This is a genomic window from Microbacterium sp. (assembly GCF_047607225.1).
GTDB lineage: Bacteria > Actinomycetota > Actinomycetes > Actinomycetales > Microbacteriaceae > Microbacterium.
In genome coordinates this window covers 48,086-74,669 of sequence record NZ_JASGDO010000044.1, presented here as the reverse complement: position 1 = coordinate 74,669, position 26,584 = coordinate 48,086, and the positions used below count along the sequence as shown (strand labels likewise).

Annotated in this window: 20 protein-coding genes; 17 read left to right on the top strand and 3 right to left on the bottom strand. The window is 69.5% G+C overall.

Annotated elements, in window-relative coordinates; all coding sequences use genetic code 11:
* The first annotated feature begins 46 nt into the window (after window positions 1-46).
* The 4 genes from leuS (at window position 47) to holA (ending at window position 6,638) form a co-directional block, all read left to right on the top strand.
* Window positions 47-2,563, top strand: a complete 2,517-nt coding sequence (gene leuS, locus QM591_RS08385) for a leucine--tRNA ligase (RefSeq protein ID WP_415131761.1) — start codon at window positions 47-49, stop codon at window positions 2,561-2,563.
* A gap of 140 nt (window positions 2,564-2,703) precedes the next feature.
* Complete coding sequence (locus QM591_RS08380; RefSeq protein ID WP_415131503.1) at window positions 2,704-3,288, top strand: helix-hairpin-helix domain-containing protein; 585 nt, start codon at window positions 2,704-2,706, stop codon at window positions 3,286-3,288.
* Window positions 3,285-5,594 (top strand): ComEC/Rec2 family competence protein, encoded by a 2,310-nt coding sequence (locus QM591_RS08375; protein ID WP_415131501.1) that lies wholly within the window; start codon window positions 3,285-3,287, stop codon window positions 5,592-5,594. The genes QM591_RS08380 and QM591_RS08375 overlap by 4 nt, the downstream gene beginning before the upstream one ends.
* 9 nt (window positions 5,595-5,603) lie before the next feature.
* Entirely contained in the window at window positions 5,604-6,638 is a 1,035-nt protein-coding gene (gene holA / locus QM591_RS08370; protein WP_415131499.1) for a DNA polymerase III subunit delta, read from the top strand.
* An 82-nt stretch (window positions 6,639-6,720) separates the two neighbouring features.
* Here holA and rpsT read toward each other — a convergent pair whose 3' ends face one another.
* On the bottom strand, window positions 6,721-6,981 hold the full coding sequence (gene rpsT, locus QM591_RS08365; protein ID WP_415131497.1) for a 30S ribosomal protein S20: 261 nt from the start codon (window positions 6,979-6,981) through the stop codon (window positions 6,721-6,723).
* 237 nt (window positions 6,982-7,218) lie between these two features.
* Between rpsT and QM591_RS08360 the strand changes: the two genes are divergently transcribed.
* On the top strand, window positions 7,219-8,598 hold the full coding sequence (locus tag QM591_RS08360; protein ID WP_415131495.1) for a GH1 family beta-glucosidase: 1,380 nt from the start codon (window positions 7,219-7,221) through the stop codon (window positions 8,596-8,598).
* Entirely contained in the window at window positions 8,538-9,830 is a 1,293-nt protein-coding gene (locus QM591_RS08355; protein ID WP_415131759.1) for an MFS transporter, read from the top strand. Before QM591_RS08360 ends, QM591_RS08355 begins: the two co-directional genes overlap by 61 nt.
* Here the strand turns inward: QM591_RS08355 and QM591_RS08350 are convergent.
* Together QM591_RS08350 and QM591_RS08345 are read right to left on the bottom strand one after the other, a co-directional pair.
* Window positions 9,768-10,598, bottom strand: a complete 831-nt coding sequence (locus QM591_RS08350; RefSeq protein ID WP_415131493.1) for an alpha/beta fold hydrolase — start codon at window positions 10,596-10,598, stop codon at window positions 9,768-9,770. The genes QM591_RS08355 and QM591_RS08350 overlap by 63 nt on opposite strands.
* A 78-nt stretch (window positions 10,599-10,676) precedes the next feature.
* On the bottom strand, window positions 10,677-15,431 hold the full coding sequence (locus QM591_RS08345) for an ExeM/NucH family extracellular endonuclease (RefSeq protein WP_415131491.1): 4,755 nt from the start codon (window positions 15,429-15,431) through the stop codon (window positions 10,677-10,679).
* 223 nt (window positions 15,432-15,654) lie between these two features.
* Between QM591_RS08345 and lepA the strand changes: the two genes are divergently transcribed.
* From lepA to era, 11 genes are all read left to right on the top strand, one after another.
* Complete coding sequence (lepA, locus tag QM591_RS08340) at window positions 15,655-17,505, top strand: translation elongation factor 4 (RefSeq protein ID WP_415131489.1); 1,851 nt, start codon at window positions 15,655-15,657, stop codon at window positions 17,503-17,505.
* A gap of 29 nt (window positions 17,506-17,534) precedes the next feature.
* Window positions 17,535-18,185, top strand: a complete 651-nt coding sequence (locus tag QM591_RS08335; RefSeq protein WP_415131487.1) for a DUF1990 family protein — start codon at window positions 17,535-17,537, stop codon at window positions 18,183-18,185.
* A complete protein-coding gene (hemW, locus tag QM591_RS08330) occupies window positions 18,185-19,402 on the top strand; it encodes a radical SAM family heme chaperone HemW (protein ID WP_415131485.1) in 1,218 nt (405 codons plus the stop codon). Before QM591_RS08335 ends, hemW begins: the two co-directional genes overlap by 1 nt.
* A 76-nt stretch (window positions 19,403-19,478) precedes the next feature.
* Window positions 19,479-20,516, top strand: coding sequence for a heat-inducible transcriptional repressor HrcA (hrcA, locus tag QM591_RS08325; RefSeq protein WP_415131483.1), 1,038 nt, complete (start codon window positions 19,479-19,481; stop codon window positions 20,514-20,516).
* A gap of 45 nt (window positions 20,517-20,561) precedes the next feature.
* Window positions 20,562-21,674, top strand: a complete 1,113-nt coding sequence (gene dnaJ / locus QM591_RS08320; RefSeq protein ID WP_415131481.1) for a molecular chaperone DnaJ — start codon at window positions 20,562-20,564, stop codon at window positions 21,672-21,674.
* Window positions 21,675-21,677: 3 nt separating this feature from the next.
* Window positions 21,678-22,409 (top strand): 16S rRNA (uracil(1498)-N(3))-methyltransferase, encoded by a 732-nt coding sequence (locus QM591_RS08315; protein ID WP_415131479.1) that lies wholly within the window; start codon window positions 21,678-21,680, stop codon window positions 22,407-22,409.
* Between the two features lie 42 nt (window positions 22,410-22,451).
* Window positions 22,452-22,799, top strand: coding sequence for an HIT domain-containing protein (locus QM591_RS08310; RefSeq protein ID WP_415131477.1), 348 nt, complete (start codon window positions 22,452-22,454; stop codon window positions 22,797-22,799).
* A gap of 46 nt (window positions 22,800-22,845) precedes the next feature.
* Entirely contained in the window at window positions 22,846-23,892 is a 1,047-nt protein-coding gene (locus QM591_RS08305) for a PhoH family protein (RefSeq protein WP_415131757.1), read from the top strand.
* Entirely contained in the window at window positions 23,889-24,356 is a 468-nt protein-coding gene (gene ybeY, locus QM591_RS08300) for an rRNA maturation RNase YbeY (RefSeq protein WP_067160242.1), read from the top strand. Before QM591_RS08305 ends, ybeY begins: the two co-directional genes overlap by 4 nt.
* The gene (locus QM591_RS08295; RefSeq protein WP_415131475.1) at window positions 24,353-25,678 is read left to right on the top strand and encodes a hemolysin family protein; all 1,326 of its coding nucleotides are present in this window, start codon (window positions 24,353-24,355) and stop codon (window positions 25,676-25,678) included. Before ybeY ends, QM591_RS08295 begins: the two co-directional genes overlap by 4 nt.
* Window positions 25,675-26,583, top strand: coding sequence for a GTPase Era (era, locus tag QM591_RS08290; RefSeq protein ID WP_415131473.1), 909 nt, complete (start codon window positions 25,675-25,677; stop codon window positions 26,581-26,583). The genes QM591_RS08295 and era overlap by 4 nt, the downstream gene beginning before the upstream one ends.
* Window position 26,584 lies beyond the last annotated feature (1 nt).

The window sequence follows — 26,584 nt, the reverse complement described above, 5'->3', positions numbered from 1 at the left end:
TCCTGCCGTCGGCGCGGGCGAGGGCGGAGGCTTTGATCCGGCGGGAATCCAGGAGAAGTGGCAGCAGCGGTGGCGCGACGCTGACCCGTTCCGCGCCGGAGGCGAGGACGACACGCGTCCCCGCAAGTATGTGCTGGGCATGTTCCCGTATCCGTCGGGCGACATGCACATGGGTCACGCGGAGAACTACGCATACGTGGACTCCGTGGCGCGGTTCTGGCGCCACCGCGGGTACAACGTTCTGAACCCGATCGGCTGGGACTCGTTCGGTCTGCCCGCCGAGAACGCCGCCATCCAGCGCGGCGCGGATCCCCGCGAGTGGACCTATGCGAACATCGCGCAGCAGAAGGCGAGCCTGCAGCACTTCGGCACGTCGTACGACTGGAGCCGTGTTCTGCACACGAGCGACGCCGACTACTACCGCTGGAACCAGTGGCTGTTCCAGAAGCTGTATGAGCGGGGACTGGCGTACCGCAAGGAGAGCCCCGTCAACTGGTGCCCTCACGACCAGACGGTGCTCGCCAACGAGCAGGTCGTCGACGGCCGGTGCGAGCGCTGCGGCCACGAGGTGGTCAAGAAGAAGCTGACCCAGTGGTACTTCAAGATCACGGAGTACGCCGATCGCCTCCTCGACGACCTGAACCAGTTGGAGGGGTTCTGGCCCTCCAAGGTGATCCGGATGCAGCGCAACTGGATCGGCCGCTCGGTGGGAGCCGACATCGACTTCGAGATCGAGGGTCATCCCGAGAAGGTGACCGTCTTCTCGACACGACCCGACACGCTGCACGGAGCGACGTTCTTCGTCGTCGCTCCCGACAGCGACCTCGCGGCGGAGCTCGCCGCAGGTTCGAGCGCGGAGGTGCGGATGCGCTTACAGGACTATCTCGATCAGGTGGGCAAGGCGAGCGAGATCGAGCGCCAGGCGACCGATCGCCCCAAGACCGGAGTGTTCCTGGATCGCTACGCGATCAACCCCATCAACGGCGAGAGGCTGCCGATCTGGGCGGCCGATTACGTGCTCGCCGACTACGGCCACGGCGCGGTGATGGCGGTGCCCGCCCACGATCAGCGCGACCTCGACTTCGCGCGCGCCTTCGGGCTGCCGGTGAAGGTCGTCGTCGACACGACCGCGCCCGTCACCGGGGCGATCACGGTGATCGACCTCGACGAAGACGGCAACCCCATCGACCCGGGAAGCGACCTGTCCGAGATCGACCCCGCCGTCACCGGCACAGCGCTCACGGGCGAGGGGCGGATGATCAACTCCGGGCCGCTGAACGGCTTGAGCAAGCGCCACGCGATCACGCGCGCGATCGACGAGTTGGAGCGCCTCGGCGCCGGACGCGCCGCCAAGTCGTACCGGCTGCGCGACTGGCTCATCTCGCGACAGCGCTTCTGGGGCACCCCGATCCCGATGATCCACACGTCCGACGGGCGCATCGTCCCGGTTCCGGAAGACCAGCTTCCGCTGACGCTTCCCGACGCGCACGGCCTCGACCTGGCACCCAAGGGCACCTCGCCGCTCGGTGGCGCGTCCGAGTGGATGCAGACGACCGACCCGGCGACGGGCGGGCCCGCACTCCGAGACCCGGACACGATGGACACCTTCGTCGACAGCTCGTGGTACTTCTTGCGGTTCCTGTCACCCGGTGACCCACGAGAGGCGTTCTCCGTCAAGGAGGCCGCCCGCTGGGCGCCCGTCGACTCCTACATCGGCGGAGTCGAGCATGCCATCCTGCACCTGCTCTACGCGCGGTTCATCACCAAGGTGCTCTTCGACATGGGGCTCATCGACTTCACGGAGCCGTTCAGCTCGCTCATCAACCAGGGCATGGTCTTGCTCGACGGCTCCAAGATGTCCAAGAGCAAGGGCAACCTGGTGGAGTTCGCGGCGAGCATGGTCGACCCGGGAGCCGACGCGGTGCGCGTCGCCATCGCCTTCGCCGGGCCCGTGGAGGACGACATCAACTGGGAGGACGTCTCGACCACAGGTGCCCAGAAGTTCCTCGCTCGTGCATGGCGCGTCGCGAAGGATGTCAGCAGCGCGCCGGATGTCGTATGGGCCGAGGGCGATGTGACGTTGCGCCGCGTCACGCACCGGCTCCTCGCCGATGCCCCGGGCCTGGTCGAGCAGACCAAGTTCAACGTCGTGGTCGCCCGCCTGATGGAGCTCGTCAACGCCACGCGCAAGACGATCGACACCGGGGCCGGGCCAGCCGACCCGGCAGTCCGGGAGGCCGCCGAGGCCACGGCGATGATCCTCGACCTCTTCGCCCCGCACACGGCGGAGGAGATGTGGGAGATCCTCGGTTACGAGCCATTCGTGGGACTCGTGCCGTGGCGCGCGGCCGATCCCACACTTCTCGTGGAGGAATCGGTCACCGCCGTGGTGCAGATCGACGGCAAGGTCCGCGGCACCCTGACGGTCCCCGCGCGCATCTCGGCCGATGAGCTCGAGGCCCTCGCGCGCGCCGATGAGAAGGTGCAGCGCTCGCTCGCCGGCCGCGAGATCGTCCGTGCGGTGGTCCGCGCTCCGAAGGTCGTCAGCTTCACCACCGGTTGAGGCCTCCGTCGGCGATCATCTCGACGACGGCGAGCATCGACGACTCCCCAAGAGGCCGCGCCGCCGGGAATCTCCCCGCGGAGCGATGAGGCCACGCGGGTCCCGTTGCGCCCTGACAGCCTCTGGGGATGCACGGGGGGATGGACGGGAGGAAGGCCGGGGCAGGGCGCCGGCTGGGCGTTGGTGCGGCGATCGTTCTCGTCGTGGTCGCCCTTGCGGTCACCGTCGTCCTCGGTATGGTGCGGACCGCCGGTTCCCCGGTCGAGGACCTGTCGTCCCTCGTGCCCACGCCGGGAGCGACGCTGCCTCGTGGTACGCCCTTGTACGTCCAGGTCGACGGCGCCGTGGCGGAACCCGGGTTGTACCGGCTGGACCCCGGGTCCCGCGTGGTCGACGCGGTCGGCGCGGCGGGCGGCTTCACACATGACGCCGATCGGCAGGGCGTCAACCTCGCTCGGGAACTGACCGACGGCGAGCAGCTGCTCGTCCCGCGCCAGGGCGAGAGTCCGCCGCCCCCGACTTCCGTCGGTCCCGCCCTCGTGAACCTCAACACGGCGGACGCGACCGCCTTGGAGGCCCTGCCTCGGATCGGGCCGGCCCTCGCCGCACGGATCATCGCCTGGCGGGAGGAAAACGGGCGCTTCAGCAGCGTCGACGACCTCTTGGCCGTCCCCGGAATCGGTGACCGTCTCCTGGAGGGTCTTCGCGATCTGGTGACGGTGTGAGCGACCGGCTCGCGGCGCGAGACCTTCGGTTGCTGCCGATCGCGGCGGCCGTATGGGCAACGGCGGGTGCCGCAGTGGCTGCGCCACACGCGTCGCCCGTGCTCGCTGCCGGGTCCGTGGGGCTCGCCCTCGTCGCCCTGGCCGTCGCCGTCCTCCGCACGGGAGCCTCGCGGTCGGGGCTCGCTGCCCTGTGTGCGGTCGCGTTCGCGGCTATGACCGCCGCCGCCGGTCAGGTAGCGATGGCTGCACCGGAGCGGGCCGCCGCCGCGGGGCTTCCCGTCGACGGCGGCAGGACGGTCACCGTCGAGGCGACCGTGGTCGGCAAGATCGAGCCGCGAGGGCGAGGCTGGGCGTTCGACGCCGTCACCGACTCCGTCCGCATCGGCGGCAGCGGACGCACCCTCACGGTGCCCATCGTCGTGCGCCTTTCCGGTCACCCCGACGATGTGCAGATCGGCGCCACCATCGTTCTCGCGGGCACCGCGGAACGCGCCGAGCCGGCTCGGCGGGAAGTCCTCGTCGTCACGGCACACGACGACGTGCAGGTCTCCCAGCCCGCCGTCGGGGTCTTCGATGTCGCCGCCTCGCTGCGAAGTCTCCTGCTGCACGTCGTCGACGGGCTGCCAGACCCGGGCGCACAGCTCATTCCTGGTCTCGCCGTCGGAGACACCTCTCTGGTCACCGCGCAGCTCGACGAAGCGATGAAGACGTCCTCGCTGTCCCACCTCACCGCGGTCTCCGGGGCCAACTGCGCGCTCGTGGCGGCCGCCGCATTCGGTGCGGGGGCGCTGATCAGGCTCCCGCGTGCGGGCCGGATCGCACTCTCGGCGGTCGCCCTCGGCGGGTTCGTCCTGCTGGTGACGCCCGAGCCCAGCGTCGTCCGGGCCGCCGCCATGTCGGGGATCGCGATGATCGCGGTTCTCATCGGGCGGCGGGCCGTGGGTGTGTCCGTTCTGGGGACCGCGATCATCGTGTGTCTGATCGCCGACCCCTGGTTGTCGGTCTCGCTCGGGTTCGCACTGTCGGCCGCGGCGACCGCGGCGCTTCTTCTCCTCGCACCCCTGCTCGCGCACGGCCTCACCCGCTGGATGCCCGAGCCGATAGCCCTCGCCCTCGCGGTACCGGCCGCCGCACAGTTGGCCTGCGGGCCGCTCCTCATCCTCGTCGCCCCCGCCGTCCCCGCATACGGAATCGTCGCGAACCTGCTGGCAGGTCCCGCGGCGCCGGCAGCGACGGTGCTCGGCCTCCTCGCCTGCCTCTGCGCCGGAGTACCCGTGATGGCGCACGGTCTTGCGGCTCTGGCATGGGTACCCGCCGCATGGATCGCCGCGACGGCATCGACGATCGCCGACCTTCCCCACGCGACCGTGCCGTGGTGGGAAGGGCTTCCAGGGGTTGCGGCTCTCACCGTCTGCAGCGGCGCCATCGTCGTCGCGGTGACGCTCCGCCGCGGCCCCCTGCGCGCCACCGCCGTGCTCCTCCTCGCCGCGGTCGCCGGGGTCATCCTCGCGGTGGGCCCGATCCTGACCGGCCTGGAGCGGTGGCGAACGCCGGGATCCTGGTCGATCGTCGCCTGCGACGTCGGACAGGGCGACGCGATCCTGCTGCGAGACGCGGGGCACATCGCTCTGATCGACACCGGTCCCGACCCCGAACGCCTCACGCGGTGCCTCGATCGCTTCGGCGTCGACCGGGTGGACGTCCTGATCCTGACCCACTTCGACGCGGATCACCGCGGGGGACTGACCGCGGTACGGGGCCGCGTCGGCCTCCTGCTCCACGGCCCGGTTCCCGATGCGGACGCAGCAGGTGCGCTGGCAGCGGCCGCGCGCGACGGGGCGTTGCTGAAGGAGGCGGCCGCGGGGGACTCCGGGCCCCTGGGCGATGCCGTCTGGGAGGTGCTGTGGCCGCGCGCCGACGCCGCAGGCTTCGAAGGGAACGACGCGAGCATCGTGATCGACATCCGAGGCGGGCGGATTCCCACCACCATCCTGCTCGGAGACCTCTCCGCCACGCCGCAGCTCGTCTTGTCGCCCCGCGTCCGGCCGCCATATGAGGTCGTCAAGGTCGCCCACCACGGCAGCGCCGACCAGGCGCCTGCGCTGTACGCGCGGATCCGGGCGCCGCTCGCGCTCTTCACCGTCGGCGAGAACACGTACGGCCACCCGCGACAGGAGACGCTGGACCTGCTCACGGGCCTTGGTGCACGCGTGCTGCGCACAGACCGTTCGGGGGCGCTCGCGGTGTGGCGCGACGGAGACGCAATGCAGCTCTGGCGCGAACGGGGTGTCGATGGCGCTCGGTAGGCTGAAGGAATGGCGACCTCCTCCCGCAAGCCCGCCGGGCGCGCCGCCACGAACATCCCGCAGATCTCGTGGCGCGCACCGCAACCGGCGCCGATCGTCCTCGTCTCCGGCCCCGAGGAGGTCTGCGCCGAGCGCGCGATCGCGGGAGTCCGCGACTTCCTGCGGGCGGAGGACGACAGTCTCGAGGTGTCGGATGTCCGCGCCGACGACTACACCGCGGGAACTCTGCTCACCACGACTTCACCGTCGCTGTTCGGCGAGCCTCGGCTCGTGCGCGTCGCGGGTGTCGAGAAGTGTTCGGATGCCTTTCTCACCGAGGCGCTGGCTTACCTCGACTCACCGCAGGACGGAGCCACTGTCGTGCTGCGCCATACCGGCGCATCGGTGCGCGGCAAAAAGCTCCTCGACGCCATCCGCGCCGGTCGGGGCGGGGGAGTGGAGATCGCGTGCCCCGCGGTCAAGCGTGATTCCGACCGCTTCGACTTCGCCGCCGGGGAGTTCCAGACGGCACGCAAGCGCATCGCTCCCGCCGCGCTCCGCGCCCTCGTCAGCGCGTTCACCGACGACCTCACCGAGCTCGCCGCCGCATGTCAGCAACTCATTGCCGACGTGCCGGGCGACATCTCCGTCGAGACTGTCGAGCGCTATTACGGAGGCCGCGTGGAGACCACGGCGTTCACCGTGGCCGACACCGCGATCGCCGGACGATACGGCGACGCGCTCATCGCCCTCCGCCACGCACTCGCGAGCGGTGCCGACCCGGTGCCCCTCGTCGCGGCGATTGCATCGAAGCTCCGCACGATGGCGCGCGTGGCGGGCTCCCGGGAGCCTGCCGGAGCATTGGCGTCGCGTCTCGGGATGAAGGACTGGCAAGTCGACCGCGCGCGACGCGATCTGTCCGGCTGGAACGAGACCTCTCTCGGAATGGCGATTCAGGCAGCTGCGCGAGCCGATGCCGAGGTGAAAGGCGCCTCCCGGGATCCGGTGTTCGCGGTCGAACGACTCGTCACCGTGATCGCCACGAGGGCTCCGTTCGGCGACTGACCGCGCGCACGTCGCAGCAACGGCGCCGGGGTACGCAAAAGGCCCGCCACTCGTGGGAGGGCGGGCCTTTACGGAAGACGGCTCAGAGAGCGGCGACCTGCTTGGCGATGGCCGACTTGCGGTTGGCCGCCTGGTTCTCGTGGATGACGCCCTTGCTCACGGCCTTGTCGAGCTTCTTGGACGCCTTGGCGAGAGCCTTCTCGGCAGCAGCCTTGTCGCCGGCCGCCACGGCCTCGCGGGTGCGACGCACCTCGGTGCGGAGCTCACTCTTGACGGCCTTGTTGCGCTCGCGCGCCTTCTCGTTGGTCTTGTTGCGCTTGATCTGCGACTTGATGTTCGCCACGTTCGACGGTTCTTTCGTTCGGAGTTTTTCGATGGATGTGTCACGCGACAGAAGAGGGTTGTCTCGCGACGGTCGTGTGAGGGAGAAGCCCACACGCAAGCCAAAAGCCGAGTCTACCAGGTTTCACTGCCGCGCCCGAGACGGCCGGCATCGTCCGCGGCAGGTGCGAGATCCCCCTCGCAACCGGCATGATCATGACATCCGGCGCGTGCGCGCCGCTCCAACGAAGGAGAAGCCGTGACAGATGATCCGTCCCGTTCGCGTCATGCCCGCGATCTGGCCCCGTTGCGTTGGTCGGTCGCGACCGCTGCCTTTCAGATCGAGGGTGCGCGACATGCGGATGGTCGCGGCCGCAGCATCTGGGATGACTTCGTCGAGAGCCCCGGCGCCGTCCTCGACGGCGCGACGGCCGAACCCGGGCCGGATAGCTGGCACCGCTGGCGCGAGGACATCGCGTTGGCCGCCGCGCTCGGTGTCGACCGCTACCGCTTTTCGCTCTCGTGGGTACGTGTCCAGCCGGAACACGGCCGTCCTGCGAACAGGCTGGCCATCGACCGCTACTCCCGCATGGTCGACGTGCTTCTGGAAGCGGGGGTGACGCCGTTCGTGACGCTCTATCACTGGGATCTTCCCTCCGCGCTGGAAGAGCGGGGAGGCTGGCTCGATCGAGCAACGTCCTTCGCCTTCGCCGATTACGTCGAGGTGGTCGTCGGTGCGCTCGGGGACCGCGTGTCCGACTGGTACACGATCAACGAACCGGTCTCGACGACCCTGCAGGGATACGCGATCGGAGAACTGGCGCCCGCCCGGACGCTTCTGTTCGACGCCCTGCCCACCGTCCACCACCAGCTGCTGGCCCATGGACTCGCGCAACAGATCATCCGCTCCGCCGGCGCCGGGCGGGTCGGGATCGTCAACAATCACACCGCCGTGCGATCCGCGTCGGAAGGCGATGACGACGTCGCGGCCGCAGGCGTCTACGACCTCCTTCACAACCGGCTGTTCGCTGATCCGGTGCTGCGGGGGGAGTATCCGGACGTCTCGATGCTGGGGGTTCCCGACCTGCCGGTCGCGGACGGGGATCTCGCCCTGATCTCGCACCCATCCGACTTCTACGGGGTCAACTACTACAACCCCACCCGCGTGGGTGCTGCGGCGCCCGACAGCCCCATCCCCTTCGAGCTCCTTCCGATCGAGGGCGTGCCGACGACCGGTTTCGGCTGGCCGATCGACCCGCAGGGGCTCCGCGTCGTGCTCGACCAGCTCGCCGCCCGCTACGGCGACGCACTGCCACCGATCGTGATCGGGGAGAACGGAGCGTCGTTCCCCGAGCCCGACCAGACATCGCACGCGATCGACGACGCCGCGCGCATCGACTACCTCGCGCGACACCTCGACGCCGTCGATCGGGCCAGAGCGGACGGGCTCGATGTCGCCGAGTTCACGGTCTGGTCACTCCTGGACAACTTCGAGTGGGCAGACGGCTTCACCCAGCGATTCGGTCTTGTCCACGTCGATCACCGCACCTCCGTCCGGACGCCGAAGGCGTCCTACTCCTGGCTCCGAGACCGCATCGCCGCCGTCCGCGGGCGGCGCGAGGCGGGGGTGGGCGCGTGAATGTCCGTCGGGTGGGCACCGCCTGGTTCGTGCTCTTCACGGCGGCGTGGCTGGCTCTGTGGACCGTGCAGCTCACGCCCCTACAACTGCTGATCCCGCTGCAACTGGACACCCCCGACGACGCTGGCGGGTGGATCTCCGGCGTCGTCTCCTCGGGGATGGTCCTCGCCATCGGGGGATTGGCCGGCGTGATCGCGGGGCCCGTCGCCGGCGGCCTCTCCGACCGGACGCGGGGCCGGCGCGGGCGACGACGCCCCTGGGCCGTGGCAGGGAGCGTCGTCGCCTCGGCGTCCCTCGTCGCGCTCGCCTCCGCCGAGGATGCCTGGAGTGTGGGGGCGGCATGGGTCGGCGTCTCGGTCGGTGTCGCCGTCGCCTCCGCAGCCTTCACGGCGCTCATCGCCGATCAGCTCGACACCCAGCGAGGGGCAGCCTCCGCCGCCGTGTCGTCGGCGCAAGCCCTCGGGATCGTGGTCGGAGTGGGCGTCATCGTCATCGGCGGCCTCAGCGTCTGGAGCGGCTACCTCGTCCTCGCGGTCACGCTGCTCGTGGTCGGCACCGGCGCCGCGCTTCTCCTTCCCGATCCGCCCTCGCGGGAGGCGACGCGCGCGGCCCGCGGGGTCCGCTCGCTCCGGGACCGGACCGCAGCCCTCCGCGACCGCGATTTCGCCTGGGTCCTCGGCGGCCGCTTGGTCGTCAACATCGGCAACGCGCTCGGGACGGGGCTGCTGCTGTTCTTCCTCCTTTACGGACTCGACCGGGGGCCTGCTCGTGCGGAGGACGATCTCCTCCTGCTGATCGTCATCTACACGGTCTTCGTCGTCGTCGCGTCGGTCGTGAGCGGCCGCCTCTCGGATCGCTCCGGACGTCGCGTCGGGATCACCGTCGCCGCAGCGCTGGTCCAGGCGGCCGCCTCTCTCCTGCTCGCGGTGGTCCCCGCGTTCGAGACGGCGCTGGTGGCGGCAGCCCTCCTCGGCGTCGGGTACGGCGCGTACATGTCGGTCGGGCTCGCCCTCGCCACCGAGGTCCTGCCGTTCCCGGACGACCACGCGCGCGACCTCGGCTTCGTCAACGTCGCCGCAAGCCTGGGACAGCTCGTCGGACCCCTCGTGGGCGCCGGTCTCGTGGCGGCGGTGGGAGGGTTCTGGCTCCTCTTCCTCGTGGGCGGAGGCCTATCGGTTCTCGGCGGCCTGATGACCCTTCGCGTGCGACACCGAGCCGTTCGCCGAGTCTGAGCGTGCCGCGGTCGCGGTCGCGACATCGAGGAGGGCGTTGAAGACGCGGGGGCGCATCGCCGTGACGAGGTGACTCGTGCGGGGGACGACGATCAGCTCGGCACCGGGCACGAGAGAGACGAACAGGCGTTCGCTCACGCGCAACTGGTCGTACTGTCCGTTGATGAACCAGGTCGGCGCGTGGATGCGACGCAGGGCTGCGAGCAGATCGAGCACCGAGAGGCTCTTCAGCGCGACATCCTGAGCGTCGTAGGCATATCCGCCCGCACCGAAGTCGGGTCGCGTGTCCTCCGGAAGCGTCCGGTCGAGTACCCAGTCCGCGATGCGCTGGCCACGTCCGGGAAGCCGGTCGAATCCGCGTGCGAGTGCGCGGTAGGTCGCGAGCCCCACACCCCGCGGGATCGCGGTGCACGAGGCGGCGATGAACGCGGAGACCGGAGGCGCCGGCTCGCTCCCCATGTACGCGATGCAGAGGAGCCCTCCCATCGAATGACCGACGAGGAGGACGGGCCCGCGGTCCGCGGCATCGGTGACCGCGTCGCCGATCGTCTGCATCGCACCCTCGAGGGTGAACCGCTCGCTCATGCGTGAGCCGTGTCCGGGAAGGTCGACGGCGACCGCGGGGACCGCGCGGTCCCGCAGGTGCGCGAGCTGGGCACGCCACATCGTCGCCGACGTCCGGATGCCGTGGACGAAGACGACCTGCACCGGCCGCTCGGCGGCACGCGGGCGATCAGCCGGGGATGATGCAGCAGCCAAAGGGGCCATGCGCTCAGCCTAGATCGCACCGACGACGATGGGCGGAGCGCCGGCCGTGCCCGCGCTCCGCCCATTCGCCGGCGGGCGTCAGAAGAGGACCACGACCTTCCCGGTGTTGCTGGTCGAACCGGCCGAGACCCTCGGGTCCTTGGGCACGAACACCGCGGTGAAGGTGTGCGCTCCGCGAGTGAGCTTGCCGAGAGTGAAGGTGGCCACTCCCCGACGGACGGTCGCGGTGCCGACGACGGTCGCCCCTTCTCGGAACTCGACGATCCCCTCTGGCGTCCCCTCCGCCTGGTCGACCAGGGCGATCAGCGTCGTCGGCAGGAAGCGGTTGATGTGGAGGGGGAGGACGGGGACGAGGGTCGTCGAGGTCTCCTGCGCCACCTCTCCGGCCTCGATCGTGAGGGGCACGCGCACGACGGTGCCGGATGGCGAGGCCGTCATGGTGAGCACTACGGACCCCGCAGCCTGGCCGGCCGGCACGGTGACCGACACGGTCGCCCTGCCCCCGGTCACAGCACTCTCCCCGAGCGGCGCATCGCCGAGGGCCACCTCGAGCGAGGTGTTTTCCGGAGCACCACGGCTGGTCATGTTGAGTCCGCTGACCTCGAAGGAGAGCGTCTCGCCCGCCGTCACCGTCTCGGGGACCCCGGTCACCTCGACCGCGTGCTTGGCGTAGTCCGGTGCGAGCGGCGAGTTGTCCGCGATGTAGTCCATCCAGGCCTCGTAGTCGAGGAGCCCGGTGTCGACGTAGTTCGTCCCCTCCGTGAAGACGCGGAAGTTGTCCCCGCCGGTCGCCAGGAAGGAGAACGTGCCGATGCGGTACTCGGCCTGCGGGTCGAGCGGCTCACCGTCGATCGTGACGGACGTGATGCGGTCACCCTCCGGGCGGTCCGCGTCGTACGTGTAGGCGACGTTGTCGGAAAGACCCAGCTGGAGGTAGGGACGCTGGGGCACCGAACCGTCGGCGGCCCGCTGCCACTGCTGCTCCAGCAGCGTCGTGAACTGCTCTCCCGTGAGACTGACGAGCGCCAACGTGTTGTTGAACGGCAGCACGGCGTTCGCCTGGGAGAAGGAGACGGTGCCGTCCGCCATCCCCGGAATCGCTGTCGCCCCGAACTCCGCCTGCGTGTCCCACAGGTCTGCGCGCAGGCCGCCGGGATTCGTGACGCCGATCTGCGCTCCCTGCGGAAGCGTCGAGAGGGAGTCGCGGAGCATGTTGGCGACCGTGTTGCCGAGCGCGGACTCCGACGCACGATCGTCGCGCGCACCCCCGGTCCATACGCCGTCGACGAACGATCCGCCCGCGAACGCCGTGGTGATGTCCCCGGACACCTCGCCGACGGCCGTGTTCCCGATCTCCGCGGCCGCGGCAAGGGCGTCCTTCACGATCGCGTCGACCTCCGCGACACGCGGGTAGGCGGCGATGAGGTCCGCCGCTGCCGTGGTGGTGCGCTTCACGAGCTGTTCAGTGTGCGCAGAGACGGCGCCGCTCTCCCCATCCACGGTCAGCACGATCTGACCGATGTTGGTCCCGTACGACCCGGTCTGGACGACGGGGCGCGTGCGATCGCTCCCGGGGATCGGAGCCGACCACGCGTACTCCTTGTGCGTGTGGCCCGTGAAGATGGCGTCGACCTCGGGGGAGGTGTCCGTGACGAGAGCGCCGAACGGCCCTCCCGCCGCGAGCTCCTCTTCGAGGGTGGCCCCGTCGGGAGTGCCCGCCCCCGCGCCTTCGTGATAGAGCGCGACGATCACATCGGCCTCACCGTTGGCGGTGTCGCCGTCGGAGAGCTGAGCAGCGACACGGTTGACCGCTTCGATGGGGTCACCGAATTCGAGCGCCTCGATCCCGGCGGGGGAGACGAGAGTGGGGGTCTCCTCCGTGACGGCACCGATCACCCCGACGGTGAGGCCCCCGGCATCGAGCAGGGCGTACTCCGGAAGCGCCGGCGTGTCCGTGCCGGCCAGGTAGACGTTGGCTCCCAACTGCGGATAGTCGGAGGCGTCCGTCACGCGTCCCGCGAGGTCATCCCAGCCACGGTCGAACTCGTGGTTCCCCACCGCGGACGCCTGCAGGCCGAGCGCGTTGAGCACGTCGATGGTGGGCCGGTCCTGAGCCACCGAGGAGGCGAAGAGCGAGGCCCCGATGTTGTCACCGGCAGAGAGGAACAGCGTGGGGCCGTCGGCCTGAGCCCGCAGTTCCTCCACCGTTCCGGCGAAGGCGACCGTGTTGTTGTCGATGCGACCGTGGAAGTCGTTGATCCCGAGAAGGGTCAGCTCCGTGTCCGGCTGGTCGGCGGACAGGCCCACGATCACCGGGTCGTGATCGCTGGAGCGGTAGACGTCGGCCGCATAGAACTCCGTCCCGTGGCTGCGGAAACGGCTGTACTCCAGCGCAACCGACTCTCCCGAGTTGATGTTCCACACGTCGGCGCCCGTCGCGCGGCCCAGCGCCGCCTCGTTGAGGAGCACGTGATCCAGTGACCCCGACAGTCCGGAGAACACATAAGAAGAGGAGTCCACGTCGAAATGGCCGGCGGCGTCGGCGTAGCCGGCGTCGTACAGCACCTGCAGCGGGTCCTCCTTGCCGTAGGAGTTGAAGTCGCCCACCAGGGCGACGGCAGCGACGTCCCCCTGGATCTCGGCGACCCAGTCACGGAGGGCAGTGGCCTGGCGCACCCGGGACTCGTTCGACTCGCCCTGACCGTCGCCGGCATCGACATCGCCCGGCCAGGGTCCGACGGAGCTCTTGGACTTGAAGTGGTTCACGACGAACAGCACCGGCGCACCACCGTCGACCGGCTCGAACACCTGCCCGATCGGCTCACGGGCGTTGACGAAGGCCTGGCCCTGACCGCTCTGATCCCCGAGGGCACGAGAGTCACCCACCGGCGACACCACGGCACGCTGGTAGATGATCGCGTTGGTGATCACGTCCTGCTCGCCGGCCGGCGGAAGCTCGTCCGAGGACGGGACGAACGCCCAGCGTTCCTCGCCCGCGGCAGAGTTGAGCGCGGCGACGAGCGTCGCGGTGGCCTCGTCGGTCTCTTCGCCCAGGGCCGCGGAGTTCTCGATCTCCATGAGACCGACCACGTCGGCGTCGAGCGCATTGATCGCCGTGACGATCTTGTCCTGCTGGCGCTGCAGATCCGCGGCGTCCCAGGCCCCGCGCTGGGCACAACCTTCGCGCACGGTGACGCCGTCGCCGAAGCGGTCTCGGTACGGCACGCACGCCGGGTTCTCGGTGCCCAACGTCGTGAAGTAGTTGAGGACGTTGAACGATGCGACCGTCACGTCGCCGCCCACCGCGGCGGGGGCCGACGTGCGCGGATCCTCGAACACGACACCGTCGGTGCCCGAGCCGTCACCGGCCAGAGGCTCGGTGGGATTGAGCTTCCAGGTGTTGTTGCGGTAGTCGACGATCACCGGCTCCGTGAAGGTCACCGATGCCCCGACGACGATCGGTTCGGCGAGGGAGACGTAGGCCGGGGTCAGTGAGGAGTTCGCGGAGGAGAGGTAGTTGATGCTCGTGCCGTCGTCGAGGATCACACCGCGCGCGGCGTTGTCCTCGGCGACCGCCGCAGCCTCGTCGCTCCCGGGGCGCGCGACGTCGGTGGGCTGACGCAGGGGGGTGGTCCCGGAGGCGAGGCCCACCTCGCCGTACTGGTTGGTCGCGTACGTGTTGCTGACGGTGAAGTCGCCGGTCGGTGCGAGCAGCATGGACTCGAGAGACTCGCGCTGCGCCGCGCTCGCGGGCCAGGTGACCGACGCGGGGACGGGCGCTTCGGCGTCGGCGACCACGCGCGCGTCGCCGGGGGCGACCGTGATCTCCGTCAGGCCGTTCCACTCGGACACGACGCCGGTGATCTCCACCGTGTCGCCGAGTGCCACCTCACCCGTGGCGCCGGGGGCGTAGACGAAGACCGCGTCGGACGCGGTGTGTGACGCGAGGTCGAGCTCACCACCGGTTCCCGGCGTCTGCACGACGTAGCCGTCGTAGCCCCCGGTCGGATAATGCGCCGTCACGACACCCGTCGTCGTCACGGTGGCACCGGCGACGGGGGAGGCGTCGCCCTCGCCCTGGATCTCGGCGATGGTCAACGTGGGCACCGGCTCCGGCTCGCCGGGGGTCGCGGTGGGGGTCGGAGACGGGCTCGGCGACGGCGAGGGGCCGTCGGGCTCGAGCCCCTCCGGCGTCGGAGCACCGGCGCGGAAGTCGGCCGCGTTGTCGGCGGTGTTGGTGGCACCGTCGGTCCGCGCGATGCTCGTCGCGTTGGTCGTCGCAGGTGCCGGCGCCGATCCTGCGAAGTGGGTCGCACCGCCCCAGCCGACGAGGTCGATCACATCGTCGCGCGAGGCGATACCGGTCGCACCGGAGAGCGCGGTGATGGAGGAGACCAAGGCGACCTTGCCCTGGCTGCCGCTCATCGGGATGGAGCCCTCGACGTCGGCGTCGAACGACGGCAGCGACCGGTTCTCGCCGTACGCCTGGCCGACGAGCAGGCTCTGCCCCGCCGGCACGCTCACGCCTGTCAGGGGAGTCACCTGCCACGAGGTCCCGGTGGCGGAGGCGTACTGAATGCTCCACCCGTCGAGGTCGATCGCGTCCGCCGACGTGTTGACCAGTTCGACGAAGTCTCGGTTGAACACGGCTCCGTTGTTTCCGCCACCCCCGTAGACCTCCGAGATCACCACGGGGGCATCGGGGCCGACGGCTGCCTGCACAGCTGTCGGGGCGAGGGCCAGCCCGGCCAGCGACAGGGCGGCCGCCGTCAGGACGGCAACCCCTCTGCGGGCGGGACGATGGGCGTGCGGGCTCAGTGCTGCGTGCGTCACGACGTCTCCTGGAGGCGGTCCGCGCGCGGGAGGAGGATCGCGCAGCCATCGGCCGCCGATTTGAGCATTGTTGGGGTTCGAGGCCCGCGACAAGTGTCAAATCGGTTAACTCTTTCTCATGTGCCCGTTCGCTGGCGTGTCCCTCTCGCGCTCGGGTAAGGTCCGGCGAACCCCGCCCAACGCCGCGGTCGGCGGTCCGGTTCGCCGGTAGACTGCTCGGGACATGTCACCGCGCGCCCTGAAGCCTCTCGAGCCGTCTGCGACCCCTCCAGAGCTGATCCGCAACTTCTGCATCATCGCCCACATCGATCACGGGAAGTCGACCCTTGCCGACCGCATGCTGCAGATCACTGGCGTGGTCTCCGACCGCGACATGCGCGCGCAGTACCTCGACCGGATGGACATCGAGCGCGAGCGCGGAATCACCATCAAGTCCCAGGCCGTCCGGATGCCGTGGGCGTCGGGCGATGCCACCTTCGCCTTGAACATGATCGACACGCCCGGCCACGTCGACTTCACCTACGAGGTCTCGCGCAGTCTCGCCGCCTGCGAAGGAGCGATCCTGCTCGTCGACGCAGCGCAGGGCATCGAGGCTCAGACCCTCGCCAACCTCTACCTGGCGCTGGAGAACGACCTCCACATCATCCCGGTGCTCAACAAGATCGACCTTCCCGCCGCCGATCCCGAGAAGTTCGCGGCAGAGCTCGCTGGCCTCATCGGCGGCGATCCCGACGACGTGCTCCGTGTGAGCGGCAAGACGGGACAGGGCGTCGAGGAGCTCCTCGACCGGATCGTCGAGCGTATTCCGGCTCCGACGGGCGATCCTGCCGCTCCTGCGCGAGCGATGATCTTCGACTCCGTCTACGACTCCTACCGCGGCGTCGTGACCTACGTCCGGATGGTCGACGGAAAGCTCGAGCCTCGCGAACGCATCCAGATGATGTCGAGCAAGGCCACCCACGAGCTGCTCGAGATCGGCGTCTCGAGCCCCGAGCCCGTACCGACCAAGGGGCTGGGGATCGGAGAGGTCGGCTACCTCATCACGGGTGTGAAGGATGTCCGCCAGTCGAAGGTCGGCGACACCGTCACCAACCATCGCAAGCCCGCGACGGTGCCCCTGTCGGGCTACACCGATCCGAAGCCCATGGTCTTCTCGGGCATCTATCCGATCGACGGCAGCGACTACGCAGATCTTCGCGAGGCCCTCGACAAACTGAAGCTCTCGGATGCGTCGCTGCAGTATGAGCCGGAGACCTCGGTGGCGCTCGGGTTCGGATTCCGTTGCGGCTTCCTGGGGCTCCTGCACCTCGAGATCATCACCGAGCGGCTGTCGCGGGAGTTCGGCCTCGACCTCATCACGACGGCTCCGTCGGTGACGTACGAAGTGGCCACCGACACGGGCGAGACGGTGACGGTGACCAACCCCAGCGAGTATCCCGACGGGCGAGTGGCCTCTGTCTCCGAGCCGGTCGTGAAGGTCGGCATCCTCCTTCCGAAGGACTACGTCGGCACCGTGATGGAGCTCTGCCAGTCGCGACGTGGCACCCTCCTGGGCATGGACTACCTCAGCGAAGACCGCGTCGAACTCCGCTACAACATGCCGCTCGGCGAGATCGTCTTCGACTTCTTCGATCAACTCAAGTCGCGGACGCAGGGGTACGCGAGCCTGGACTACGAACCGGCAGGCTCGCAGACGGCCGACCTCGTGAAGGTCGACATCCTGTTGCAGGGCGAGAAGGTCGATGCCTTCAGCTCGATCGTCCACCGGGAGAAGGCGTACTCCTACGGCACGATGATGACCGAACGGTTGCGAAAGCTGATTCCGCGGCAGCAGTTCGAGGTGCCCATCCAAGCGGCGATCGGCGCACGGATCATTGCCCGAGAGAACATCCGCGCGATCCGCAAGGACGTACTGGCCAAGTGCTACGGCGGTGACATCACCCGCAAGCGCAAGCTCCTCGAGAAGCAGAAGGAGGGCAAGAAGCGCATGAAGATGGTCGGCCGTGTCGAGGTCCCGCAGGAGGCCTTCATCGCCGCACTGTCCGGCGACGTCGAGGGCAAGGACAAGAAGTAGGCGATACGCAGCGGGGATAGGGTGGTCGAATGCGTCGCGGGAGCTTCCAGGAAGGCACGGTGGACTACGCCGCTGTCGGGGCCACCCAGGCCGCCGACCTGATGGGCTATCCGCCCGAGAAGAGCATCCCCGCCGAAGCGAGTTGGCGCATCGGCAGCGGCGAGGCGCGGTTCACGTCGTCGGCGGACACTCTGCTGTCGTGGGCGCCGTTGCGCGGAGCGGGCCTGCGGGTCAGCGATGTCCGCCCGGCGTCGGGACCCATGTACTCGGGCGTCAGTTTCGACGCCGAGGGGTCCCCCGTCGCCCCGAGCCGGCTGGAGGCGGACCAGCGCTTCGACGCGGACGGCACGCCATACGTCGGAGCCGGCACGACCATCCGCGTCCACGGCCGGGTCAAGGGCCTCCGGGCCGACGCGCAACTACGGGTGATCTCGGTCACCGAGGAACCGCGACGCGTCGGATATGCCCTCGGAACGGTCGATGGGTCCGTCGTCAGCGGCGAGGAGTCCTTCGCGGTGGACTGGCGGGACAACGACGAGGTGTGGTTCACGGTGCGCGCCTTCGACCGCCCCGTCGCGGCGGTCTATCGGATCCTGCCCCCTCTCGTACGGCGCCGTCGGCGCGAGCTGTTCCAGGGCTACCTCCGCGCAGTCTCGCCGCTGTTCGCCTCACCGAGCTAATGGGATCGGCACTCCCGCTCGGCGATCCCGCTCCCTCCGACGGCGCACTGCCTGACGATCTGGTGGTCGAGCCCGGCGCACCTTTCAGCGTCTACCTGCACGTTCCGTTCTGCCGCGTCCGTTGCGGCTACTGCGACTTCAACACCTACACGGCCACCGAACTCCGCGGCGCACGCCAGGACACCTACGCCGAGGAGGTCGGACGCGAGATCGATCTGTCCGTCGGCGTGCTGTCCGCGCGTGGCGCACTCCGCCCCGCCTCGACGGTCTTTTTCGGCGGCGGCACCCCCACCCTCCTTCCCCCCGGCGACCTCGCGCGGATGCTGGACGGCGTCCGATCCTCCTTCGGGCTCACCCCACAGGCCGAGATCACGGTCGAAGCCAACCCCGACACCCTCGATCAGTCGGTGGCCGACCGGCTCGCCGACGCGGGCGTCACGCGGGTCTCGATCGGCATGCAGTCCGCCGTTGCGCACGTCCTCGCCGCGCTGGATCGCACGCACGACCCCGCCAACGTCGCCACCGCCGTCAGCGCCGCGCGCGCGGCGGGCATCGCCGTGAGTCTGGATCTCATCTACGGAGCCCCGGGGGAGACCGAGGCCGATTGGCAACGATCGTTGGACACCGCGATCGCGTTGGCCCCCGATCACATCTCCGCCTACGCGCTCATCATCGAAGAGGGGACGAAGCTCGCGCGGCAGATCCGTCGCGGTGAGGTCGCCGAACCCGATGACGATCTGCAGGCGGCGATGTACGAGGCCGCCGACGCCGCCCTGGCCGAGGCGGGATACGCCTGGTACGAGGTGTCGAACTGGGCACGTCGACCGGAGGACCGTTCGCGGCACAATCTCGCGTACTGGCGAGGCGACGACTGGTGGGGCTATGGCCCCGGTGCGCACAGCCACATCGCCGGGCTCCGGTGGTGGAACGTCAAGCATCCCGCCGCGTACGCGCAGCGCCTCGCCGCGGGAGAGTCACCGGCCGCAGGGCGAGAGCGCCCCGACGAGGCATCTCGGGAGCTGGAGAGCGTGCTCCTGCGCACCCGCATCGCCGAGGGTTTCCCGATCGACGAGCTCGCAGCGCGGTCGCGCCCGGCCGTCGCGGGGCTCATCGCCGACGGCCTGGTCGAGGGGCCGGCGGCCGTGCGGGGGCGCATCGTGCTGACCCTGCGCGGTCGTCTGCTGGCCGACGCCGTCGTCCGGGCTCTCACGTCGTAAGCCTGGCGACCGACGATCGGGGCTGCGCGCGCTAGAATTGGCACTCACGCATCGGGAGTGCCAGCGAGGAGGGGTCATGGTTTCGGAACGCGGTCTCCAGGTCCTCCGGGCCATCGTCCAGGACTACGTCGACACCCACGAACCGGTGGGCAGCAAGTCGATCGTCGATCGCCACCAGTTCGGTGTCTCGGCCGCGACGATCCGCAACGACATGGCGCTGCTGGAGGACGAGGAGCTCATCGTGGCTCCCCACACCTCCTCCGGTCGGGTTCCCACAGACAAGGGCTACCGCGTCTTCGTCGACCACCTCGCCGAGCTCCGTCCGCTCACGCCCGCCCAGCGCGCCGCCATCTCGTCGTTCCTCGACGGCACCGTGGACCTCGACGACCTCCTCGTCCGCACGGTCCGATCGCTGACGCAGCTGACCGGGCAGGTGGCGATCGTCCAGTATCCGTCGTTCGCCCGCGCCAATGTCTCCCACGTCGAGTTCGTCCACTTGGGAGCGACGCGGATCGTCGTCATCGTCGTGACCGACACCGGCCGCGTGTCGCAGCGCCTCGCCTTCCTCGCCGAAGAGCTCGACGAGGCGGAGGTCGCCCGCGTCAAGGTCGCCATCGCCGACCTCGTCACCGGACGCAGCGTCCGCGACGGCACCCAAATGCTCGGCGAGTTCCTCTCGCAACCGGCCGGCGCCACTCGCATCGATCGCGCGGTACGCACCGTCGCCGGGATCGTGGCAGAGGAGCTCGACGAGTTCCGTCAGGACCGGCTGGTCATGGCCGGGAGTGCAACGCTCGCGCGACGGGAATCGGATTTCCGCGGCAGTATCTACCCGCTCCTGGAGGCGATCGAGGAACAGGTGACTCTCCTGCGGCTCATGGGCGAGATGGTCGCCGACGAGCAGGGCCTCGCGGCGAGCATCGGGCGGGAGAACGAGCCCTTCGGACTTCCGGAAGCCTCCGTCATCGCGGGCGACTACGACGCGACCGGAACCCGCGCGCGGGTGGGCCTTCTCGGGCCCACGCGCATGGACTACCCCACCAACCTCGCGGCGGTCCGTGCCGTCGCGCACTATCTGAGCCGGCTGTTGGACGAGGACGAGAAGTCCCGGTGACGCCGTCGACGGCAGACCGCGCCCTGAGCGGCGGGAAAGGCGATTGTGGCTGACCACTACGAGGTGCTCGGAGTGTCGCGCGAGGCGACGCCCGACGAGATCAAGAAGGCGTACCGCCGACTGGCGCGCGAACTCCACCCCGACGTCAACCCGGGCGAAGATGCGGCGGAGAAGTTCAAGCTCGTCACGCACGCGTACGACGTGCTGAGTGATCCCGAGCAGCGTCAGCGCTATGACCTCGGCGGAGACAACAACCCGTTCGGCGGTGGCGCCGGCGGATTCGGCGGGTTCGGCGACGTGTTCGAGGCGTTCTTCGGCGGCGGGGGAGCCCGGGCCGGGCGCCCACGGTCACGCCGGGAGCGCGGTCAGGATGCGCTGGTGCGCGTGACCCTCGACCTCGGCGACGTCGTCTTCGGCGCCCATCGCGACGTGGAGGTCGACACCGCCGTGCTGTGCGAGACCTGTCAAGGGTCGTGCTGCCAGCCGGGCACCCAGCCGGTCACGTGCGACATCTGCCATGGATCCGGCCAGGTCCAGCGGACGGTGCGGAGCCTCCTCGGCAACGTCGTCACCTCTCAGCCCTGCACGACCTGCCAGGGCTACGGCACGACGATTCCCTACCCGTGCGGAACGTGCGCCGGACAGGGGCGCGTGCGTGCGCGCCGCACCGTGTCGGTCGACATCCCCGCGGGCGTCGAGACCGGCCTCCGTCTGCAGTTGCCGGGATCCGGCGAAGTGGGCCCTGCGGGAGGACCCAACGGCGACCTCTACCTGGAGGTCACCGTCACGCCCCACGAAGTGTTCAGCCGCGAGGGCGACGACCTGCTGGCAACGCTCGAAGTGTCCATGCCCGACGCCATCCTGGGCACCACGACGACGATCGAGTCGCTGGATGGCCCCGTGGAGCTGGAGATCAAGCCGGGCTCTCAGTCCGGCGAGGTCCTGACGACCCGGGGACGCGGCATCACCCCGTTGCGCGGCGGCCAGCGCGGCGACCTCCGCGTCGGCATCCACGTCGTGACACCGACACGTCTGGACGCGCGGGAGCGTGCCCTCATCGAGGAGTTCGCCAAGAAGACCAAGGCACCCGGGCCGCGGCTGGCGGAGTTCCACCAGGGGCTCTTCTCGAAGTTGCGCGACCGCTTCCGCAACGGCTGATTCGTGGCTCTCCATTTCCTCCTCGACGACCGCGACCTCTCGTCGGTCGGGACGGGCGACGTGGTGACGTTCGGGGGAGCCGAGGCACACCACGCCGCGACCGTGCGACGCGTTCGCACGGGCGAAGAGGTCACCCTCGGCGAGGGTGCGGGCTCATGGGTCGAGGCAGTCGTCGAGTCGGCGGCCCCGCGTGAGGTCTCGGTGCGTGTCCGCTCGGTCCGCCACGAGCCACGCCCGTCTCCGCGGGTGACCTTGGTTCAGGCGCTCGCCAAGGGCGACCGCGACGAGCTCGCCGTCCAGGCGGCGACGGAGCTCGGCGTCGACCGGATCATCCCGTGGCAGGCGGCCCGAAGCGTGTCGCGCTGGGATGCCGCCAAGCGCGATCGCGGCGTCGCACGGTGGCAATCCATCGTCCGAGAAGCGGCCAAGCAGGCACACCGCGCGTGGGTGCCTCGCGTGGAGGCGCCCGTCTCGACGGTCGAGCTCCTGCCGCTCGCTGCCGCTTCACTGGTCCTCGAACCGACCGCACAGACGCCGCTCAGCGCCTTCGAGCCCGCCGACGTGGACGACATCGTGCTGCTCGTGGGGCCCGAGGGCGGGATCGCGCCCGACGAGCTGGAGCGACTGGACGACGCCGGTGCCGCGCTCGTACGGCTCGGACCGACCGTCTTGCGCACATCGACGGCAGGCCCCGCGGCCCTCGCCCTGCTGAACGGACGGCTCGGCCGCTGGTGAGCGTCCCCCTCGGGCCACGCCACCGCGGATAGACTCGTGAGCATGAGTGAGCCGTCGATCTTCACGCGCATCCTCGAGGGGGAGATCCCGTCGGAGATCATCGCCGAGACCGAGAACGCGTTCGCCATCCGTGACATCGCCCCCCAGGCACCCGTTCATCTCCTGGTGATCCCGAAGTCGGCGGAGTATCGCAACGTGGTGGAACTCGCGGCGGGCGATCCGGCGCTCCTCGCGGAGATCATCGGATTGGCGAACTCTCTCGCGAGCGAACATGCCGGCGGCGACTTCCGTCTCGTCTTCAACACGGGGCCGGCCGCGGGGCAGACCGTCTTCCACGTGCACGCGCACGTGTTGGCCGGCGACCTCGACGAAGGGAGCCTCGGTGGCTGACGCCCCCGAACCGACCGTCGCGCAGCTCCACGCCGACGGCGTCGCCATGGTGCAGCTGCTCGGCCCGCAGGACCGACTCCTGCGCGTGGTCGAGCGTGAACACCCCGACGTGCTCGTCCACGTGCGCGGGAACGAGATCACTCTCTCCGGTGCCGCCGGTGACGTGGCGGCCGCCCGCGCGCTGGTCGAAGAGCTCATCGCGATGGCGCGCGCAGGGCAAGGGCTCGACCCCGCCGACGTCAGTGCCTCCAGCCGCATGATGCGAGCCGACACGGGGACGCGTCCGTCCGAGGTGTTCGGCGAGCCGATCCTCAGCTCGCGAGGTCGTGTCATCCGGCCGAAGACGCTCGGGCAGAAGGCCTACGTCGACGCGATCGAGGAGAACACGATCGTCTTCGGCATCGGCCCGGCCGGTACCGGCAAGACCTACCTCGCCATGGCCAAGGCCGTGCAGGCCCTACAGCGCAAAGAGGTCAGCCGGATCATCTTGAGCCGACCGGCGATCGAAGCGGGGGAGCGGCTCGGTTTCCTCCCCGGCAGCCTCACCGACAAGATCGATCCGTACCTGCGCCCGCTCTACGACGCGCTCAACGAGATGCTCGACCCCGAACTGGTCCCCAAGCTCATGGCGTCGGGCACCATCGAGGTCGCGCCTCTCGCCTACATGCGCGGACGCACGCTCAACGATTCGTTCGTCGTGCTGGACGAGGCCCAGAACACGACGCCCGAGCAGATGAAGATGTTCCTGACCCGCCTCGGTTTCGGAACACGCATGGTCGTCACCGGTGACATCACCCAGATCGACCTTCCGCAGGGCGCATCGGGGCTCCGTCTGGTCACCCGCGTCCTGAAGGACATCGACGACATTCACTTCAGCTACCTCACGAGCGACGACGTGGTCCGCCATACGCTGGTGGGCCGGATCGTCGATGCGTACACCGAATACGACGAGCAGCGCTTGGCCTCACGCCGCGAACGCGAGGAGGCGGCAGAGTTCGCCAACCGGGCCGAGCGCCGCAAGGCCCAGGACCCCCGTGACCCGCGCCGCGCAAAGGGACCGCGCGACCATTTCCCCCCGCGAGGACGCTCATGACGATCGAGATCACCAACGAGTCCGGCGCCGCCGTCGACGAGACCGTCCTTCTCCGGCTGATGGAGAACAACCTCGCCGAGCTCCACGTCAGCCCCGACGCCGACGTCGCCATCCTCCTGGTCGACGAGGGGGCGATGGAGGCCCTCCACGTGCAGTGGATGGACGAGCCCGGGCCGACGGATGTCCTGAGCTTCCCCATGGACGAGCTGCGCCCGGGCACGGAAGAGCAGCCGACGCCCGCGGGCCTCTTGGGAGACATCGTCCTCTGCCCGCAGGTCGCGGAGACGCAGGCCGAGGCGGCGGGGCACACGACGCTCGACGAGCTGATCCTGTTGACCACCCACGGTCTCCTCCATCTGCTGGGCTTCGACCATGCAGAGCCGGAGGAGGAACGTGAGATGTTCGGACTCCAACGCGAACTGATCGCGGCGTTCCACGCTTCCGAGCGTCGACGACGCGCATGACCGAGGCCCTGCTTCTCGTCGCCGCCGTCCTGCTGGTCGGCCTCGGCGGGCTCATGGCGGCACTCGACGCCGCCCTCGGCGTCACCTCGCGGCTCGATCTCGCCGAGCTCTCCCTGACCGGTCGCAACGGTCCGGTGCTCCAGCGCATCGCGGCCGACCCCGAAGCACACGGCAATGCCGTGGTCTTCATCCGAATCCTGGCCGAGACCACCGCGGCCGTGCTCGTGACGGCGGCTTTCACCCTCCTGTTCGACAACATCTGGTGGGCGATGCTGGCCGCGGCGATCCTGATGAGCGCGGTGTCGTTCGTGCTCGTCGGGGCGAGCCCTCGAAGCTTCGGGCGCCAGCACGCCAAGGGCATGCTGCGGGGCTTCGCTCCGATCGTCCGCGCCGCACGCATCGTCCTCGGGCCGCTCGCCCACCTCCTGGTCATCGTCGGCAACCGCGTCACACCCGGTGTGGCGCGCGGCACGTCGTTCGCTTCGGAGGAGCAGTTGCTGAGCATGGTCGACGAGGCCGCCTCGCAAGACCTGATCGAGGAGGATGACCGCGACCTCATCCACTCGGTGTTCGAGTTCACCGACACGTTCGTGCGCGCCGTGATGGTGCCGCGTACCGACATGGTGACGATGGACGCCGCTGCGACCACGCAGGAGGCGATGCAGCTCTTTCTCGACAAGGGCGTCTCCCGCATTCCCGTCGCCGACGACGACGCGGACGACATCGTCGGCGTGGTGTATCTGAAGGATCTCGTTCATTTCGCCTATCGCGACGAGACCGCCTGGCGGGAGGCTCCCGTGAGCCGTATCGCCCGTCCGGCCGTCTTCGTCCCGGAGTCGATGAAGGCGGAGACCCTCCTCCAGCAGATGAAGCGTGACGCCGTGCACGTGTGCCTCGTCGTGGACGAGTACGGGGGAGTCTCCGGGCTCGTGACGCTCGAGGACCTCATCGAAGAGCTCGTCGGCGAGATCGCCGACGAGTACGATCCGCGCTCGTCCGAAGTGGTCGATCTCGGCGACGGGCGCTATCGCGTCAGCACGCGCCTCGGGCTCGACGAGGTCGGCGAGCTGTTCGGCATCGACCTGGAAGACGAGGATGTCGACTCCATCGGCGGGCTGCTCGGCAAGCTGCTGGGGCGGGTGCCGCTGCCCGGATCGACCGCAGAGCACGACGGTCTCCTCATCACCGGCGGCACCTCCCTCGGGCGAGGCCGGGGACTGGCCACCGTCTTCGTCGAGCGCAGCCCCGCCCTCGAGGCGCTTCAGAACGCCTCCGCGGCGCGCGAGGCCGGAGACCCCGAACCCGCTCAGGAGGACTCGTGAGCACGCCACCCGCCCCGCCGTTCCGTTCGGGCTTCGTCACCTTCGTCGGGCGTCCGAACGTCGGCAAGTCGACGCTGACGAACGCCCTCGTGGGCGAGAAGGTGGCCATCACCTCGGACAAGCCGCAGACGACGCGTCGGGCGATCCGGGGCATCCTCACGCGCCCGGCCGGGCAGATCGTCATCGTCGACACCCCCGGCATCCACAAACCCCGCACTCTCCTCGGGCAGCGGCTCAACGACCTCGTCGAGCAGGTCCTCGGAGACGTCGACGTGATCGGCTTCCTGGTGCCCGCCACCGAGAAAGTGGGTCCGGGCGATCGCCGCATTGCCGCCTCCCTCGACGGTTATCCGCGGGCTGCAAAGGTCGCGATCGTCACGAAGGTCGATGCGGCGGGCCGCGACGACGTGACCGAGCGTCTTATGGAGGTGGACAGCCTGCGCGAGGACTGGGCAGCCGTCATCCCCCTCTCCGCCGTCACCGACGTCCAGTTGGATGTCCTCGCCGACGAGATCCTGCGCCTCTTGCCGGAGGGACCCGCCCTCTACCCGGACGACGTCGTGACCGACGAGTCGCTCGAGGACCGCATCGCCGAGATCATCCGCGAGGCGGCGCTGGAGGGCGTGCGCGACGAGTTGCCCCACTCGATCGCGGTCACCATCGAGGAGATCTCTCGGCGTGAGGAGGGGAACCTCACCGACGTGTTCGCCAACGTCGTCGTCGAGCGCGACAGCCAGAAAGCCATCATCATCGGTCACCGAGGGTCGCGACTCCGTGACGTGGGGGCCCGCGCGCGAGCGCAGATCGAGCCCCTCGTCGGAACCAGAGTCTTCCTGAAACTCCACGTGCGGGTGGCCAAGGAGTGGCAGCGCGACCCGAAGCACCTGGGCCGGCTGGGCTTCTGAC

Excerpts from the sequence above, each read along its gene's own strand:
- QM591_RS08380 (WP_415131503.1), top strand. The coding sequence starts at position 2,704 with ATGGACGGGAGGAAGGCCGGGGCAGGGCGCCGGCTGGGCGTTGGTGCG.
- holA (WP_415131499.1), top strand. The coding sequence starts at position 5,604 with ATGGCGACCTCCTCCCGCAAGCCCGCCGGGCGCGCCGCCACGAACATC.
- QM591_RS08350 (WP_415131493.1), bottom strand. The coding sequence starts at position 10,598 with ATGGCCCCTTTGGCTGCTGCATCATCCCCGGCTGATCGCCCGCGTGCC.
- lepA (WP_415131489.1), top strand. The coding sequence starts at position 15,655 with ATGTCACCGCGCGCCCTGAAGCCTCTCGAGCCGTCTGCGACCCCTCCA.
- QM591_RS08335 (WP_415131487.1), top strand. The coding sequence starts at position 17,535 with ATGCGTCGCGGGAGCTTCCAGGAAGGCACGGTGGACTACGCCGCTGTC.
- hemW (WP_415131485.1), top strand. The coding sequence starts at position 18,185 with ATGGGATCGGCACTCCCGCTCGGCGATCCCGCTCCCTCCGACGGCGCA.
- hrcA (WP_415131483.1), top strand. The coding sequence starts at position 19,479 with ATGGTTTCGGAACGCGGTCTCCAGGTCCTCCGGGCCATCGTCCAGGAC.
- QM591_RS08310 (WP_415131477.1), top strand. The coding sequence starts at position 22,452 with ATGAGTGAGCCGTCGATCTTCACGCGCATCCTCGAGGGGGAGATCCCG.
- QM591_RS08305 (WP_415131757.1), top strand. The coding sequence starts at position 22,846 with ATGGTGCAGCTGCTCGGCCCGCAGGACCGACTCCTGCGCGTGGTCGAG.
- ybeY (WP_067160242.1), top strand. The coding sequence starts at position 23,889 with ATGACGATCGAGATCACCAACGAGTCCGGCGCCGCCGTCGACGAGACC.
- QM591_RS08295 (WP_415131475.1), top strand. The coding sequence starts at position 24,353 with ATGACCGAGGCCCTGCTTCTCGTCGCCGCCGTCCTGCTGGTCGGCCTC.